This window comes from Bacillus solimangrovi (assembly GCF_001742425.1).
GTDB classification, from domain to species: domain Bacteria; phylum Bacillota; class Bacilli; order Bacillales; family Bacillaceae_N; genus Bacillus_AV; species Bacillus_AV solimangrovi.
Genome location: NZ_MJEH01000004.1, coordinates 43,503 through 60,109 on the forward strand (window position 1 = coordinate 43,503; position 16,607 = coordinate 60,109).

General features: G+C 36.4%; 13 protein-coding genes, 1 pseudogene and 1 riboswitch. Of the genes and pseudogenes, 8 read left to right on the top strand and 6 right to left on the bottom strand.

All coding sequences use genetic code 11. The annotated features are described in order from the left end of the window. The first annotated feature begins 29 nt into the window (after window positions 1-29). Window positions 30-539 (top strand): N-acetyltransferase, encoded by a 510-nt coding sequence (locus tag BFG57_RS01865; RefSeq protein WP_069715765.1) that lies wholly within the window; start codon window positions 30-32, stop codon window positions 537-539. 212 nt (window positions 540-751) lie between these two features. Further along, a complete protein-coding gene (locus BFG57_RS01870) occupies window positions 752-1,276 on the top strand; it encodes a hypothetical protein (RefSeq protein WP_139125030.1) in 525 nt (174 codons plus the stop codon). Between the two features lie 75 nt (window positions 1,277-1,351). Here BFG57_RS01870 and BFG57_RS01875 read toward each other — a convergent pair whose 3' ends face one another. From BFG57_RS01875 to BFG57_RS01885, 3 genes are all read right to left on the bottom strand, one after another. After that, entirely contained in the window at window positions 1,352-2,533 is a 1,182-nt protein-coding gene (locus BFG57_RS01875; RefSeq protein ID WP_245676685.1) for a glycosyltransferase family 2 protein, read from the bottom strand. Window positions 2,534-2,668: 135 nt separating this feature from the next. Then, complete coding sequence (locus BFG57_RS01880) at window positions 2,669-3,400, bottom strand: ZIP family metal transporter (RefSeq protein WP_069715768.1); 732 nt, start codon at window positions 3,398-3,400, stop codon at window positions 2,669-2,671. Window positions 3,401-3,599: 199 nt separating this feature from the next. Further along, the gene (locus BFG57_RS01885; RefSeq protein WP_069715769.1) at window positions 3,600-5,228 is read right to left on the bottom strand and encodes a methyl-accepting chemotaxis protein; all 1,629 of its coding nucleotides are present in this window, start codon (window positions 5,226-5,228) and stop codon (window positions 3,600-3,602) included. 298 nt (window positions 5,229-5,526) lie between these two features. On the opposite strand from BFG57_RS01885, the gene BFG57_RS01890 reads away from it, so the two are divergent. Continuing rightward, window positions 5,527-5,970, top strand: coding sequence for a hypothetical protein (locus tag BFG57_RS01890; RefSeq protein ID WP_342670267.1), 444 nt, complete (start codon window positions 5,527-5,529; stop codon window positions 5,968-5,970). A gap of 102 nt (window positions 5,971-6,072) precedes the next feature. Then, the gene (locus BFG57_RS01895; protein WP_069715771.1) at window positions 6,073-6,951 is read left to right on the top strand and encodes a DUF4349 domain-containing protein; all 879 of its coding nucleotides are present in this window, start codon (window positions 6,073-6,075) and stop codon (window positions 6,949-6,951) included. Window positions 6,952-7,015: 64 nt separating this feature from the next. Here BFG57_RS01895 and BFG57_RS01900 read toward each other — a convergent pair whose 3' ends face one another. The 3 genes from BFG57_RS01900 to trpB form a co-directional block, all read right to left on the bottom strand. Beyond that, window positions 7,016-8,206: an FtsW/RodA/SpoVE family cell cycle protein gene (locus BFG57_RS01900; protein ID WP_069715772.1), complete on the bottom strand. Its 1,191-nt coding sequence runs from the start codon at window positions 8,204-8,206 to the stop codon at window positions 7,016-7,018. A gap of 406 nt (window positions 8,207-8,612) precedes the next feature. Then, window positions 8,613-8,954 (bottom strand): hypothetical protein, encoded by a 342-nt coding sequence (locus BFG57_RS01905; RefSeq protein WP_069715773.1) that lies wholly within the window; start codon window positions 8,952-8,954, stop codon window positions 8,613-8,615. Window positions 8,955-9,102: 148 nt separating this feature from the next. Beyond that, entirely contained in the window at window positions 9,103-10,269 is a 1,167-nt protein-coding gene (trpB, locus tag BFG57_RS01910; protein WP_069715774.1) for a tryptophan synthase subunit beta, read from the bottom strand. Between the two features lie 255 nt (window positions 10,270-10,524). Between trpB and BFG57_RS19545 the strand changes: the two are divergent. The 4 genes and pseudogenes from BFG57_RS19545 to BFG57_RS01925 form a co-directional block, all read left to right on the top strand. Beyond that, window positions 10,525-11,508: pseudogene (locus tag BFG57_RS19545) on the top strand (PDC sensor domain-containing protein); the annotation flags it as partial. Between the two features lie 15 nt (window positions 11,509-11,523). Then, entirely contained in the window at window positions 11,524-12,453 is a 930-nt protein-coding gene (locus tag BFG57_RS19550) for a methyl-accepting chemotaxis protein (protein ID WP_425388456.1), read from the top strand. Between the two features lie 109 nt (window positions 12,454-12,562). Continuing rightward, window positions 12,563-12,756, top strand: a riboswitch (cobalamin riboswitch). A 265-nt stretch (window positions 12,757-13,021) separates the two neighbouring features. Further along, window positions 13,022-14,518 (top strand): cobyric acid synthase, encoded by a 1,497-nt coding sequence (locus tag BFG57_RS01920; protein WP_069715776.1) that lies wholly within the window; start codon window positions 13,022-13,024, stop codon window positions 14,516-14,518. A 415-nt stretch (window positions 14,519-14,933) separates the two neighbouring features. After that, entirely contained in the window at window positions 14,934-16,532 is a 1,599-nt protein-coding gene (locus BFG57_RS01925; RefSeq protein WP_069715777.1) for a PP2C family protein-serine/threonine phosphatase, read from the top strand. Window positions 16,533-16,607 lie beyond the last annotated feature (75 nt).

Below are 16,607 nucleotides of genomic sequence, written 5' to 3' on the forward strand. Positions count from 1 at the left end.
TCAACGCTTAACGATAAAGGGTGGACGAGATGATTTTATCCAAAGCTGTTGTAACAGATATTGAACCGATATTTCATATGATTGCTTCATATGCAAAAGATGGCATTCTTCTTCCACGTACAAAACTATCACTCTATGAAAATATGCAATGTATGACTGTTGCAAAAGAAGACGGAGAGGTCGTTGGATGTGGCAGCTTACACGTTCTCGGTCATGACCTTGCCGAAGTACGTTCACTCGTCGTTGCCCAAAACCAAAAGGGAAAGGGCACAGGACGAGCAATTGTGGAACAATTGATGGAAGAAGCCACCTCCCTTGGTGTTGAGCACGTATTCTCGATGACTTACGAAGTACTATTTTTCGAAAAATGTGGTTTTGAGCCTGTTGATAAGGAAAGTATGCCAGAGAAGATTTGGAAGGATTGCTTATCATGCCCGAAACTTCGTAACTGTGATGAAAATGCAATGATTCGTAGAACAAATGCTTATATCGAACAGTCATCAAAGCGGTTTGTAAGCAGTTATTCATATAGAAGTTAAGTTTTGTTGGCAGTACATTGTTAATGTCGTCGTTTCATAATAATGAACGACGACATTTTTTAATGGTGATAACGTTTATACGATGCAGTCATTTCTATCAGTATATATTAATGAAATCAGCTTTTTTTTCTATATGTATCTTATATTAGGGGATACAACTGAATCTAGATTGAAGAGTAATAAGGGAGGTGATTGTGATAAATTGCAAGAAAATGAAGTTTGAAATAGCAGTAGTAGTTTCAATTTTATTAACTGTTACATTAGTATCTGTCATTTATTACTACGATACAGTAATTGAGCAAATGGATAAAGATGAGTACATAAAAGATAATGAAATGTTTACTGTTTATGTTCGTAATCAAATAAATATAAAACAATCTCTAGAGAGTGCAATGAACTCACAAGAAGATCGATTCCAACATATATCATCTGCACAGGATTATAATTATACTAATTTGAAATTATCAAAGCTTATGGAAATTCCAGCACAAACTAGTTCGTTCCATCTATTGTTAAATGTGCACTTAGTGAAGTTACAAGACAAAATAAAAAATGGAGAATTCTCAGAAACAGATCGACTTGAGATTAATGACCTTTTAGCTTTTTTTGAAGAATATCTTCATTCAATAGATTTGCCTTCTGAGGATGATAGGCATGAAATTGGTGACACTCTCAAAAAGGTGGAAGAAGATGTGTTAGTCCCTTTCTTAATTAGTGAAAAAAATCCACTGTATTAGGAAGAAAGTGGTGGTGAATTTAACAGTAAGATTTCTAAACAACTAAGCTACATGAAACGCTCCATGTAGCTTGTCTTAACTCTTCCGTAGCTCATCAAGTGAATAATATGTTCCTCGCCAAATGATGCCTCCTTGTTTCTTTGTTAGATACGCTGCTCGAACGATTGTGAAGAGAAAGATACAACCTGTAATTGGTAATGCGATGAAATGAATTGGCGTTGCACCTGCCATCTTTTTCGTTGTAAGTGTGTATAAGATGAACATACATACGAGAGAAAGTATACTCAACAATCTAATCGATGCCTGGTTAGAGAAGATAGTTAAAAAAGGAGTGAAATGTGTCAGAGTAATCCCTATAATTGCTACGCCTACCATCCAATAGTGATAAAATAACCCTGCCATCGTGTTTTTCTCTAACCCTCTAATTGCTTCTGTTAACGAAGGGTACCATCTCACTTCAATTAAGTTCATTCCAGTTAAAAGACGTTGTTTTCCTCCTGAACGCTTCACTTGAAGCCCCATTTGTAGGTCATCGTCAGGGCGCATTGCAATGGCTTCATGTGTTCCTAGCTTTTCATATGCTTGACGAGTAATTAAGTTAAACGCACCAATCCCCATTCCCATTTGTGACCTGTCATCATTTGCTTTCCACGGTCTCTTAAAATAACCGAAACCGAATAGAAAGAAGTAAATAAATGCTTTCAACCAAAATGTGTCACCGATGAGTTTTGGAGCAATAGTAATATGGTCAACAGCTGTTTTTTGTAAATAAGTAATTGCTTTCGCGAATGCCCCTTGCTTATAGATGACATCTGCATCTGTGAAGAGAAAGACGTCTCCACTTGCCTTTTTATACCCTTGAAAGAGCGCATAGTTTTTGCCTAACCAGTTGTTCGGAAGAGAACGAATATGGAGAGGTTTTACACGCTTGTCAGATGTAGCAATTCGATCAATGATCTCACCAGTTTTGTCTGTTGAGCGATCATTGACAACGATCCATTCCACATGCTCATATTGTTGCAATAGCTGGGAACGAATACTCTTTTCAATCGAGTCTTGCTCATTTCGTGCAGCGATAATGACGGATAATAATGTTGTTTCATTTGAAGGTTGGACGGTTTCAAGTGCCTCTATCTTTCGAAAGCCAATCGCTGCATCGAATAATACAATGATCCAAAAAAGACTGATAGCTCCTAGTAATAGTGTAAGTAACAATTGTACGTATCCTCCAAAGTGCGTAGTGAATGTTCTTTTCAAACGATCAAAAATTTATCTTGATCTGCCTCTAACATCTTCAGTGTACCGAATAAGATTGGAAAAGGGAAAAGAAAAGCAATTAAAAAAACATAAAAACCACTGAACACATTAATGGTAGTGTGCAGTGGTAGACAATTACCCGAAGTAATTAATAATTGCAATCATAAATAATAAACCGAGAATGAAAGCATATGTGGCATAACGTTCGTTCCCATCACCATGACTCTCTGGGATTAGTTCTTTATAAATAATGAACAGCATCGCACCTGCAGCAAATGAGAGTCCATATGGTATGAGCCAATCAATATATGCTGTTAAGAAGAAGCCTACTAGTCCAGCAACGATTTCTACTGCACCAGTTAGTGTAGCAATAATAAGTGCCCAATACTTGTTAATACGCTGATTTGCTAAGAATAAGGCGACGAGAAAACCTTCAGGTGCATTTTGAAATCCAATCGCAATTGCGACGAGATTACCCGTTTCGGATGCTGTTGATGCATAGCTAACACCTACAGAAAGACCTTCAGGGATATTATGAAGAGTCAAGGCTACGATGACGAGCAAAGCCTTTTCTTCAATATGAACATTTTTGTTTGTTTGTTCAATATCAATATGTGGGATATTTTTCTCAAGTGTCGTTAAAGTAGCAACACCGAGAATAAGTCCGATAGCCATTTGATAGAAATGCCCGTTTAAGAGAGCTTCAGGTATTAAGCTCATCAGTGCAGCAGACATCATAATACCAGCTGTGAAGGCTAAGAGCATGTCCCGCCAGCGGTGTGTAACATGCTGCAAGAATAGAATTGGTATAGCGCCAAGTCCTGTTGATAAGGCAGAAAGTACGCTGCCTATTAATACACTTGTCATAATCAAACTCCTCAAATTCAATGAAAAATACGAATCATTAATGATATATATCTTATCATTCCAATAATTATCACTCTACACTCTAAAATAATAGGTAGAGTAAAATGAATCAAGTTATTTGCGTAAAATCCTTTTCTTATAGATAGGATAAAAAAAGACACATATCGGAACGAATCCTTTTATGTGCCATCTTCAATAGTTAAGTTGTCTGATGAAACCGCCTTACGATTTTTTGCAAATTAGCGGCATCTTCTGAAAGTATGGTAGATTCTTTCGCTAAGTTGTGAATGCCGGTAATGTGAGTACTTAACTTACTCGTTGTTTCATTTACCATAGCTGTGAAATCATTTGCAATGTCATTGATTTGATTAATGATCGTAAATAAATGTTGGCCATCTTCATTAACAGATTGTGTCGAGATCCGATTACGAGATACGAGTTCTTTCGTTTCAATACCAGATGATTTTAATTCGGTAATGGCATCACCAGCTTGAGAAACTTTTTTTACACCATGAGTAATCGTTTGTACATTTTCTTCAACTTGTTTAACAGCTTCATCCAAGTCTTTTCTCGTTTGAGAGAGAGAAGAGAGAATGTCGCTAGCAAATTCATTTGTTCCTTCAGCGAGTTTGCGAACTTCTTGGGCTACAACAGCAAACCCTTTGCCAGCATCACCTGCTCGAGCTGCTTCGATTGAGGCATTGAGGGCAAGTAAGTTCGTTTGCTCTGCAATGTTTGTTATCGATGAGACCTTTTCCATCACACTGTCCGCTTCTGAAGAGACTTGTCTGATTTTTTCTGCTGTTTTTGAAACGGTATGTTGAATAGTTTGCATTTGTTTTTGGGTTTGTAGAACAGCAAGTTCTCCCTTTTCAGCAGTAGCAAGAGAATCATCAGCACCTCTTTCAGCAAATTCTACTTCATCTTGCATCGTTTTAATTCGATTCATCATCTCTTGTACCATTTTGTGAGCTCTTTTTACTTCTGTTTGTTGTTGTAACGAGCCGTGTTCAAATGAATCCATCGTAGCTGAAATTTCTTCAAATGCTTCCGATAGACGTTGTGCTTCTTCCCTTTGATCGTTACTAATATGATCGACAGAATCTGCCGCTTTATCAAGCTCTTGCATAATGTTTCGAAAACCTAGAATCATTTTGTTTATTTCATAACCAATTTGATGAAACTGATTACGAGCACCGATTGTTTTTACATTTTTACTTAGATCACCTGAAGAGACAGCTCGAGTGATTGAATACCAATGACGGAGTCGGTTTGTAATTACAAGGTAAAAGGTAATTGCTAATAGAATACTTGTAAGAAAGGATGCGCTTGTCATAGCGACTGTTTGTCTAAGACTAAGGCCTGCAAGGAGTGAAACGATTGCTGCTGTAACGGTAGGAACTATCGCCATGGCACTGAATATGATCCCAATGAACGGATTATGAATGATACGGCCTAATCTTAAGTTAAAACGTGTATCAAAATGATCAATTAAGATTGGACATGAAGCATCGATAAGGACTTCTCCAGTATTACGATGATAAATTTGGAGTAGAGGAGTTTCTGTATTAGCCGCATTTTGGCTGACATCATCTTCAAAAGGGATTTGCTCACGGAGTCGATTCGTACTTAATACAACATAGCTGTCAGAAGTTGTGATAGCTATGAATTCATCATTTTCTAAATGTCCATCAATAACTGCGTGTAGTCGAGTTATTTGTTCATCTAACGTTTTATTCGGATCCCAAACTCGCTTTAGTTCTTCAGCTGTTCTTTGAACTTTTTGAAGTGCGCTTTTTGCGGATTTAGTTTTTAGTAATCTGCTCATCTCGTTCACTCCTTATTTCTTCATTAAATGTAAGTATGTATGGGGTTATAGACGTTTTAATTACATTACATGTATTGCAATAGGGCATTATAGGACAAAATTTTAGAGTCATAACATAGAAGAGGAGAATGAGAGTACATGATTAGACAAATTAAGGAGTACAAATAAGTGAAACGATTACAAAAATCTCTAAATTTTGCATATATGAACATTGTATTCGTTAAGTAAGTGTAATTACCCTTCAAATATTACAAAAATTAGAACAATCTCTTAAGACATTTTTAATATTCAACCACGAATGAATAGTAGATGGAAAGTAGGTGATAGAGTGGAAGAAGTCATTAAGCTACTTGCAAATGTTGTTAACAATTTACATGATTTATTTGTTATGTTAACGAAACGGTTTGGATTAGCACTAACAGATAAAGAGCTACACTTTTGGCTAATGGGGATACTTGGTATTGGAATCTTTTTTGTTGTGCATCTGTTGTTTAAAAGGATGTCTCGTTGGAGTATTACATCTATATCCTTTATTTACACGTTTACGGTAATGGTTGTGATCGTTTTCGCAATCGAAATTCAGCAGAAGATAACGAACAGAGGAAATATGGAATTTGAAGATGCTATTGCTGGTTTGTGGGGATTCATCGTCCTATTTTTAATTTATGTTGCTGTTACGTTAACTAACTATTTGTTTAAACGAATGAAACAGAAAAACCATGAAGATAAATATAAGCTATAACCCACACATGAAAATTTAGAAGAAAAAACTTTGATTAAATTCACTTTATATGTAACCTTTTCCAACTTCATCCGTCTTATCGTTAAGAAAGGGTGGATGACTATGAAGAAGTTAATGTTGAGTGTAATGGCAATCTGGCTAGTTGCTTGTAGTTCAAATGGTGTAGAAGAAACAACGGAATCGGCACCAGTTGAAGCAGAATCGGAATTTAGTGGCGAAAGTTTAAAAAATATGTCTTTAGAAAATGAAGCTAATATTAGCATTGAACAAGACAAAGTTTCTGAACGAATGGTCGCGTATGAAAGTTATGTAGAAGTGTCAGTGAAAGATGTTGAAGACGTGATGGAATCAGTTGAAGAAACAGTGAAGGAATCTGGTGGGTATATTGTAGAGTCAACTATTTCAACTGATGGCAATTATAAGCGAGGTCATTTGTCTGTTCGAGTGCCAAGTCAAGGATTTGAAAACTTTCTCACGTACGTTGAATCAGTGAGTGAACAAGTTGATGAACGAAATGTTCGTGGGGAAGATGTAACAGAGGAATATGTTGACCTTCAATCTCGTTTGAAGGCAAAGCGTGCAGTGGAGGAACGGTTACTTTCATTCATGAATGAAGCGGAAAAAACAGAAGATTTATTAAAGATTTCAGATGATCTCGCTCGTGTACAGGAAGAGATTGAGAGAGTCGAGGGGCGAGTCAAATACTTAAAGAACAATACTGACTATGCATTAGTGAATATTACGTTGCGAGATATTAAGATTGCAATACCTGATGTTATGAATACAGACGATTTACAAACAGGGGAGAAGATCAAACAGGCCTTCATGTCATCACTTAATGGAATCACTGCCTTTTTCTCTTCGATTGTAGTCTTTCTAATAGGATTTTCTCCTATTATTTTGCTAGTTGCTGCGATTGGAAGTGTAGTATTCATCATTTTAAAAAAACGAAAAGGAAGAGGAAAACGCACATCCGAGTGAGGATGTGCGTTTCATATATCAAACTTAAAATAGTAGGTATGGTTCGCATATTTTAGTTAGTTTCTTATTCTAAGTCCTTTGTTGAGTTAAACATATAGTTTTTATGATGGAAACGAATGCTGAAGATGATCCCCATAGCAAACATATTTGCCATAAGTGAGCTTCCACCATAACTAATGAATGGTAGTGGTATACCTGTTATTGGAACGAGCTGAATGGTCATCCCAATATTTTGCAGTACATGAAAAGCGATCATGCTCACAACACCAGAACAGATATATACATTGAAATCTTTATTCGTTCCTAGCGATATTTTAATTAAATGATAGATGAGCAAGAAGAACAAACTGACGACAAAGCTTGTTCCTATAAAACCGAATTCTTCACCGATAACACTGAAAATGAAATCAGTGTGGCTCTCAGGAATATAGACTTGTCGATTACCAATTCCTTCATCAGTGTTTACTTTTCCAGTGAGCATACCTGAACCAATCGCTCGTATTGATTTCGTTAAGTGATAACCTTCTGATGTTTGGTAGTTTAGCGGGTCAAGCCATGAATAAATCCGTCCGAGTTGATATGGTGCTACTCCAAATGTTTCTTGCAAAAATTTCGGTGCTTTTAAGACGAGGGCAATCGCTGTTACACCAATTGCAGCTACCAAGCCGTAAATTGGGAGTACAATTTTCCACGAAATTCCTGATACGATAATCATACCTGCTGTGATGGCAAGAAATACGAGTGATGTTCCAAGATCGGGCTGTTGCATTATAAGAAATAGCGGGAGAGCAAGTGTTAAGCCGATTTTAAAAAGGAGCTGGAAGTCTGTTTGAATCGTTTTTTCACTATATTTCTTATGATGATCAGCAATAACCTTACTTAATGCTAATATAAAAAGAACTTTCATGAACTCTGATGGTTGAATCGTAATATCTCCAGGTAATCTAAACCAACTTTTTTGTCCGTTAATAACAGGGGCAATTTTTGCTGGAGATAGCCATAAAACGAGTAATGAGAAATTTCCGACTCCGTATAAGTACCATGTTAACTTTCTGTAGCGATCTGTATCAAAGATGGTCATCACCGCAATGATCCCAGTACCGATCACATACCAAAAGATTTGCTTACTAACAAAATTTCCTCCATATTGGCCACTACTTTGAGCACTCCATATGGAAATGCAACTAACTATGCCGAAAACTAATAAATAAAAGATGAGTTGCCAATCAATCCGTTCGCTAATTTTATTGTTCATAAGTCTACACCTTATCAATTAAATTGTTTAATCATATGTCAACAGTTTTATTTCCACCTTTTATTAAATGGGTGAAGAAATAAAACATGTGCTGTTGGTTAAATGATATATATAGTAGTTATCATACAATCTATTAAAAGAGATTACAATATGTTGAATTTACCGAAAAAAACGTTCTGTCAAAAGTAAAAGTAGTGTTGAAGAAAACATTTATTAAGATTACATATGATTCGTTCAAGGTGATGAATTTTCGTCATTGTTTTAATAATAATAGAAAGTAGCTCGATAATATAATAAAGGTAGAAAACAAGAATCCATTACTTAAGTTGATCACATAACAGTGTGAGTGGAATAACCTCCCACACTGATAGGGAATTTTCTATAACATTTTAATAAAAACATGAAATTATTGCAGATTCTCAATTTTGTGTGTATGTTGATTTACGAGATACCACCCTAATGTTGTACTATGAGTTGAATTTGAAGAATCAGTGATCGTTTCATAGACGTGTATGACATAGTTAGCATCTTGCATGTGATCGAACTCTATCTTCGTTTGATCATTTTCAATTAGATTTAAATGTTCACGTACGAGTTGAACTGCTTCTTGTTTAGATATTGTTTTGTCGCTAACATTCATTTGCCTTAGTTGTGCATCTTCCTCAACTGTTGTTGAAGGAGCATCGACTTCTTTCTCTGAACAAGCAGTAAGAAACAAAATCAATATAATAAAAAAGTACTTATACATCGCTCTACCTCCTTCTTCATATTGTTACACAACATGAAATGTTTTATGATGTATCAACTAACGTTAAAATCTCAAATCAAAAGAAAAAAGTTATGTCTGTTATTAATAAAAAAAGTGGACCATTGGTAAGGTCCACGAACAATGATAATTATTTATTTAAGAGGTTAAAGACATGCTGGACATCTTTGTCGCCACGTCCAGATATATTGACGATTATAATCTCATCTTGTCCCATCGTAGGAGCGAGTTTCATCGCATGTGCAACTGCATGAGCACTTTCAAGAGCGGGAATAATTCCTTCAGTGCGTGAGAGCCGCTCGAATGCTTCAAGCACTTCTTCATTTGATACAGTTACATATTCTGCACGATTCGTTACTTTCAAATGGCTGTGCTCAGGTCCAATACCAGGATAATCAAGCCCAGCAGCGATTGAATATGTTGGACGCGGATTACCTTCATCATCAAGCAAAGTTAATGTCTTAAAGCCATGAATAATTGCAGGTACACCTTCTGTTAATGTGGCTGCCTTATCTGGTTCAACCCCGATTAAACGTACATTCTCTTCTTTAAGATAATGCGCAAATGCACCGATTGCATTACTACCTCCACCTACACAGGCAATAACAGCATCAGGAAGTCGTCCTTCCTTTTCGACAATTTGGCGTTTGGACTCTTCACTAATGATTGCTTGGAAATGCTTCACCATTGTTGGATAAGGATGTGGTCCAACAGCTGAGCCTAACAAATAGAATGTATGTTGATAGTTCTCAATTAGATCACCAAGTGCAGCATCAACAGCATCCTTTAATCTCCCTTGTCCTTTATCAACAGCAATCACTTCTGCACCTAACAGCTCCATACGGAATACGTTCAATGCTTGGCGTTTAGTATCTTCTAATCCCATATAAATGACACAGTCCATATCAAACATTGCACAGCCCATCGCTGTTGCAACACCGTGTTGACCAGCACCTGTTTCGGCAATGACCCGTTTAGCACCCATTCGTTTTGCTAGTAATATTTGTCCAAGTACGTTGTTGATTTTATGTGCACCAGTGTGATTTAAGTCTTCACGTTTTAAGTAAATTTTCGCACCACCAAGTTTGCTCGTTAAGTTAGCAGCGAATGTGAGTGGATTCTCTCTTCCAACATATTCTTTTAAGTAATACTTGAATTCTTGGTTAAATTCTTTATCATCTTTAAACCGTTCGAATTGCTCTTCAATGTGATCAAGTGCTTCTTGTAACTCTGGTGAAACTTCACTACCACCAAATATACCAAAATACCCTTTTTGTTCTGTCTGTACTCTGCTCATCCTATTTACCTCCTTAGCTCATCTCTTTTCTAGTAAATGTTATCATATTATTAGATTTATTTAGTGGAAGGATAAAAAAATTCCAATAACTATTCATATTATTGTAAAAAGATAGAAAAAACTGAATAAATTAGTTTAAAATAATATATAATTCTAGTAAAATTTATTAATAGGTTTTACTTTCTTAAATTCAACAGGGGGATGAGACGAGTGAAAAGTATTAAGTCAAAGTTATTATTGACATTAATTCCAGTTATGATCGTTGCCTTAGTGGCGGTTTCATGGGTTAACCACAATAAAGCGAAAGAGTTTCTCGTGAAAGACTTTGAAGAGAAAGCATTCTTGCAACTAGAGCTAATAAAAAGCACAATAGCAGATGATTTGACGATCCATATGGAGAGAATTAAGAATATTGCGAAAGACGCAAACCTTCAAGGTGATTCAAGGTTTATAAAACAGTCTATTCTAAGAGAACGCAATACAGAATATCCAGAATATAGTACATTTTTTATCGCAAATAATAATGGAGAGGCATTTACAGTAGACGGGAAGTCTTTAAATGTAAAAGACAGTTTATACTTTCAAAAAATAATGAAAGAGAATCAGGAGATTGCAGTATCTGATCCTATCGTAACTAAATTGAGTGATGAACAAGTAATCGTGATTGCGGCACCGATTAAAATGTTTAATCGACCAATGGGGATTGTTGCAGCGACATTACCGTTAACAGAATTAACGAAAATGACTGAAGATATAAAAGTTAGTGAAACAGGTTATACGACAATTTTACAAGCAGATGGGATGTTTATTACTCATCCGAATGAAGAATTAGCAATGAAAAAGAAGCTTCATGAACTAGATGTACCTGAGCTTGTCCAAGCACAAAATGATTTAGAAGCAGGGAAAGCTGGTACACAAAATTATGTCTTTGAAGGTGAAGAACGTTACGTCTATTATGATAAAATTCCAATAATCGGGTGGAGCGCACTTTCTGTAGTACCAGTGAAAGAAGCAACAAGTCAATTATCTTATTTAGCAACGTTATCTTTCGTAACTGCAGCAATTGTCATTGCTTTCTGTATTTTAATTATTTTTATTTTCTCATCTCGATTAGTTAGACCAATTCAGAAATTAAGTTCACTCACTACAAATTTAGCTGAGGGAGACTTAACAATTAAAGTAGAGAATCATACAAATGATGAAGTAGGTTTGTTAGGTCAAAATTTCAATACAATGGTTGAAAAAATTCAAGGCATGTTATCAAAAGTGCAAGAAGTTGCCAATCATGTTAAGCAATCTTCGGATACACTTTGTGTGTCAAGTGAGGATACGAAAAATTCTGCAGAACAAGTAGCAGTGACGATTTCTGAGCTTGCAACGGGTACGAATGATATTGCGAATTCAGTTACGAGCACGACAAATCAAATTACAACGATGTTAAATACGGTTGACCAAATTGCATCCTTCACTGATGAGGTAATTGAAACTTCAGAAGAAAGTCGTAACGCAGCGAAAAAGGGACATACGTTCAGTGCTGAAGCGTTGCAGAAGATGGATGAGATGAATCATACTGTACTGGAAACGTCAGAAATTATCGGAAAGTTAGACAAACAATCAAAGCAAATCGGTAATATTGTTGAAATGATAACAAACATCGCAGGACAGACGAACTTACTAGCTCTTAATGCTTCGATTGAAGCCGCTCGTGCCGGAGAACATGGCAAAGGCTTTGCTGTAGTAGCTGAAGAAGTGCGGAAGTTAGCAGTTGAAACGACTAGCTCAGCAGATCAGATATCAATGTTAATTAACAAGACACAAGAAGAAAGTCATCGAGCTGTTAAAGCAGCGGAGCGAGGAACAAAAGTTGTCGAAGAAGGAACTCAGACAGTGATCCAGACGACAGAAGTATTTGATGAGATTAGTACACATGTCGATGAGGTACTCGGTCGTAATAAGGAAATTCATGAAGCAATTCAGTTATTGAAGGATACAGGATCAGTCATTGGAAAAGAGATGGAAACTATCTCCTCATTCACTGAAGAAGCGTCAGCAGGTGCACAAGAGGTAAGTGCAACGAGTGAAGAACAAGCATCTAGTGCAAATGTTATTTCTCATGATGCAGTCAAGCTTGCAGCATTAGCAGAGGAATTACAAGAAATGATGAGTCAGTTCAGAGTAAAATAATATTGGTACTTAAATAAATTTAATATGACCTATCATAGCTAATCTCAATATATTGTTTATCTCAATTGTTGAGTAACAGAGAAAATCATGCTTTAATAGAGGGAATTAAATAGTGAAAATCATTGTGAGTGCCTGTTGTATTGTTTAACAACAGGATAATAGGGAAATCGGTGAAAATCCGATGCAGCCCCCGCTACTGTATATGTCATTGAAATTGTCATACACCACTAGCATTTATGCTGGGAAGGGACGAAAGTAAAGAAAGGCATAAGCCAGGAGACCTGCTCATGAAGTGATTCCATTTCTTCGGAGGGAAGAAAGGTGAGTGCAGCTAGCTGTATGAATGTCATACCGTTATTTTCATGCGAACCTTAACTTTCTTACGAGAAAGTTAAGGTTTTTTATCGTAATGAAATCAGATTAGGCATTGGTATCAATTTTAAGCAAGGTTAACTTGAGGTTATAAGGCTACAGATGATGCAGAATAAGAAACAATTGCTTGTCAATTTTACAATAACTCTCAAGGTGTGAAAGTGAAACGATTGAATTAGGTAAAGGGGCTACAGAGATGAAACGAAAAGCAAAGTCATTGATGATACAAGGTACACATTCTGATGCGGGAAAAAGTGTACTCGTTGCAGCATTTTGCCGAATATTTAATGACAAAGGGTACGAAACCGCTCCATTTAAGTCTCAAAATATGGCATTGAATTCGTATATTACGATTGATGGTAAGGAAATTGGACGAGCACAAGGTGTGCAGGCAGAAGCGGCACGTGTTGAAGCAACCGTTCAAATGAATCCAATTCTTATAAAACCATCCAGTGATTCTAGATCACAAATTGTCGTTTACGGCAAACCTTATCAAAACATGGAAGCATTTAATTATCGTAAACATTTTTATGATAAAGGAGTACAGATTATCCATGACTCTTTCGCACAGTTAAGTGAAACGTATGAAAGAATCGTAATTGAAGGTGCAGGTAGTCCAGCAGAAGTGAACTTAAATGATCGAGAAATCGTCAACATGAAGGTTGCAGAAATAGCAGATGCACCTGTTATTCTTGTCGGTGATATTGAACGAGGTGGCGTATTTGCTAGCTTAGTAGGTACATTGCAATTATTATCAGAGCATGATCGGAAGCGTGTAATTGGAGTTATCATTAATAAGTTTCGCGGAGATATTTCCTTATTAGAGAACGGATTAACTTGGTTTGAAGAATATACGGGTGTACCTGTTCTGGGAGTCATCCCTTATCTACATGGCTTGAACATTGATGCAGAGGATTCAGTTGTTCTCGATACGAAACCATCTGGATTATTCCAACAGTCTGACCTTGATATAGTCGTTCTCCGCCTTCCGTATATTTCGAATTTCACAGATATTGATCCGTTCTTCTTAGAAGATGATTGTGATGTAAGGTATGTGTCGAAAAGTAGCCATTTTGGCGATCCTGATCTCGTCATCATACCTGGTAGTAAAAGTACAATTGCAGATCTTCAATTTTTACACGACAGTGGCCTAGCAAATTGTGTGAAAGAAGCAGCACAAAAGGAAACGATGATTATTGGTATTTGTGGTGGATATCAAATGCTCGGTCAAATAGTAGAGGACCCTTATGAGGTTGAATCAGTTACTAAACAAGCAGAAGGCCTAGCGTTATTTCCGATTAAAACGACGATGGCAAAAGAGAAGCGAACGGTTCGATCGACTGGCGAACTGTCTTTTGATAATCTTTCGTTTCAGGTTGAAGGGTATGAAATACATATGGGTCAAACAGATGGTGATGGTAAAGGTTTCATAACAATGCATGATCATCAAGATGGAAAAATCAATCATGAGGAGACGATTGTTGGAACGTATTTCCACGGTTTATTCCATAATGACCGTTTCAGACATCATTTATTAAATACACTACGAAACAGAAAAGGTTTGGCTCCAATACAAGACCGAACTTTCTATGACGAATTAAGAGAAGATGCATACAACAAACTCGCAGACCATGTCCGCACTCATGTCGATATTGAAAGAATCGAAACAATTATGGAGACCTATTCTTCGTGATGTAGCTTCAGTTCAACTGGTGGGGGTGACCTCACCTCCACTCTCCAATTAGTATGAAGTGAAACTTAAGGTTTTTTACAATTAAACTAATGCTAAGATCCTCAGTAATGAAGGTTTCTCTTATTTACATTTTAAAAAATTCACATTCTTTTCTTATTAGATTCACCACAAAAACTACATTAATAGTCCTTGAAAACCTGTACGATGCATACACTCGTATAAAGTGAGACTTCCATAACTGTTAGTTGAACACTGTCGAATTTCATTTCAGCGATACCATCGATTGAAGTGTAGAAATATACAGTAAATTAGTAGATTGACAACATATTTATAAGCTAAAGCCGATGTATAAGGTAGACGATAACTGTGTCATACGTTCATTACGTAAAGTTAAACCTAGAAAGGGTTTGAGGTGATGGTACTAAAAAATAATTTAGTAGGAAAAGATCATTCAATTATCAATCAACATTGGTCAAGTACTGGAACTATGAACCTTTTATTAATAACCGATAATGAAGCAGTTAGAGTTGAGATTGAGCAAGTGTTAAACGAAACTGAGCTTGTTCTGGACTGCCTTGCTAGTGATGAAGTGAAGCAGTTATTTGCAATGGATAAAGAGTTATCAGCAACTTGTGTATTCATAGATGATAGCTTAGCTAAATCTGATCTCCTTTCAATTTGCTCAACACTTATCGAACAGAGCACGGAACATATTTTATCAATCTTACTTTTAATCGATGAAGAAAATCAACAAAACGTATTAGAGGAAGCATTTGAAATTGGCATATTTGATTTTATTAAAAAACCAATTGAAAAGTGGGATCTATTAGGTAGATTAAATGCAATGTGGCATTTGCATCGGGAGTCAATGAATCGACGCAAAAATGAAGCAGCAATGAATGATTTGCTTGAACAATTTCGTTTGAATATTTCTGCCTTAAAAGCAGCGGCGAATGCAATTACAATTACAGATAGAAATGGCCGAATTGCTTGGGTGAACCCATATTTTACAAAGCTAACAGGTTATGCAGAGCATGAAGCGGTAGGGAAAAACATGCGAATTTTGAAATCAAGTGTTCATACGAAAGAATTCTACCAACAACTATGGGATACAATTACTTCTGGTAAGGTATGGAGAGGGCAAATTACGAATCGAAGAAAAGATGGTATTATCTACCATGAAGAAATGTCAATTACACCTGTCTACAATAAGTTGGGTATAATTACCCACTTTATTTCTATTAAAGAGGATATTACCGAACGAAAAGAGATGGAACAACAAAGGTTAGATGATCTACAAGTTGCAAAGCGTGTGCAACAAAGTGCATTAAGTTTGCCATTTGAGGATGAAGAGATTGATTTCTCTGCGATATATTTGCCATCATCAGAGCTTGCAGGTGACATGTATAGCTGGTTTAAAATTGATGAGACGAAATATGGTGTCATTGTTTTAGATGTAATGGGACATGGAGTACCTTCTTCACTTGTAAGCATGTCTGTTCGCTCAGTTGTAGGTGGTTTTATTACAAAGACAATCGATCCAGTGAAGGTTATAAAAGAGTTAAATGACCATATGCTTGAACTTTTTAGACACGATGATAGCTATATTAACCACTATTTCACAGCTATCTATATGGTCGTTGATTTGAAGAAGAAGCTAGTAGAAGTGGTGAATGCGGGTCATCCGTCTGCATTATTATTTTTTGATGATGATGAGTTAATTGAATTGAAGCATACTGCAGTACCAGTCGGGTTATTCGACCAGTATGAGATTAAAAAAGAACAGATCCACTACAAAACAAATTTTCAAGGGTTGTTATATACAGATGGGGTAGTTGATGCATTAGCAGACGATTACGATGAAGGGATGCAATTGTTGAAAAAGCATTATGATGGTTGTAAAGGAAATAGTATGAGAAGCGACGAGACGATTGCATGCCTTGAAAGAACGTTAAAGGAAAGAATGAACGTCCAAACAGATGATATATGTATGTTGCACGTACGTATAAAATGAAACCAATTATCAGTGAACCTTTTATTCGCACTGATGATTGGTTGATACGTGATATCTATAAATTAAGTTCTTGAA

What these genes read in the sequence shown, in the direction of transcription:
- BFG57_RS01925 (WP_069715777.1), top strand. Translation starts at nt 14,934, where the DNA reads ATGGTACTAAAAAATAATTTAGTAGGAAAAGATCATTCAATTATCAAT.
- BFG57_RS01880 (WP_069715768.1), bottom strand. Translation starts at nt 3,400, where the DNA reads ATGACAAGTGTATTAATAGGCAGCGTACTTTCTGCCTTATCAACAGGA.
- BFG57_RS01865 (WP_069715765.1), top strand. Translation starts at nt 30, where the DNA reads ATGATTTTATCCAAAGCTGTTGTAACAGATATTGAACCGATATTTCAT.
- BFG57_RS01905 (WP_069715773.1), bottom strand. Translation starts at nt 8,954, where the DNA reads ATGTATAAGTACTTTTTTATTATATTGATTTTGTTTCTTACTGCTTGT.
- BFG57_RS01890 (WP_342670267.1), top strand. Translation starts at nt 5,527, where the DNA reads ATGAATAGTAGATGGAAAGTAGGTGATAGAGTGGAAGAAGTCATTAAG.
- BFG57_RS19550 (WP_425388456.1), top strand. Translation starts at nt 11,524, where the DNA reads ATGTTATCAAAAGTGCAAGAAGTTGCCAATCATGTTAAGCAATCTTCG.
- BFG57_RS01920 (WP_069715776.1), top strand. Translation starts at nt 13,022, where the DNA reads ATGAAACGAAAAGCAAAGTCATTGATGATACAAGGTACACATTCTGAT.
- BFG57_RS01895 (WP_069715771.1), top strand. Translation starts at nt 6,073, where the DNA reads ATGAAGAAGTTAATGTTGAGTGTAATGGCAATCTGGCTAGTTGCTTGT.
- BFG57_RS01900 (WP_069715772.1), bottom strand. Translation starts at nt 8,206, where the DNA reads ATGAACAATAAAATTAGCGAACGGATTGATTGGCAACTCATCTTTTAT.
- trpB (WP_069715774.1), bottom strand. Translation starts at nt 10,269, where the DNA reads ATGAGCAGAGTACAGACAGAACAAAAAGGGTATTTTGGTATATTTGGT.
- BFG57_RS01885 (WP_069715769.1), bottom strand. Translation starts at nt 5,228, where the DNA reads ATGAGCAGATTACTAAAAACTAAATCCGCAAAAAGCGCACTTCAAAAA.
- BFG57_RS01870 (WP_139125030.1), top strand. Translation starts at nt 752, where the DNA reads ATGAAGTTTGAAATAGCAGTAGTAGTTTCAATTTTATTAACTGTTACA.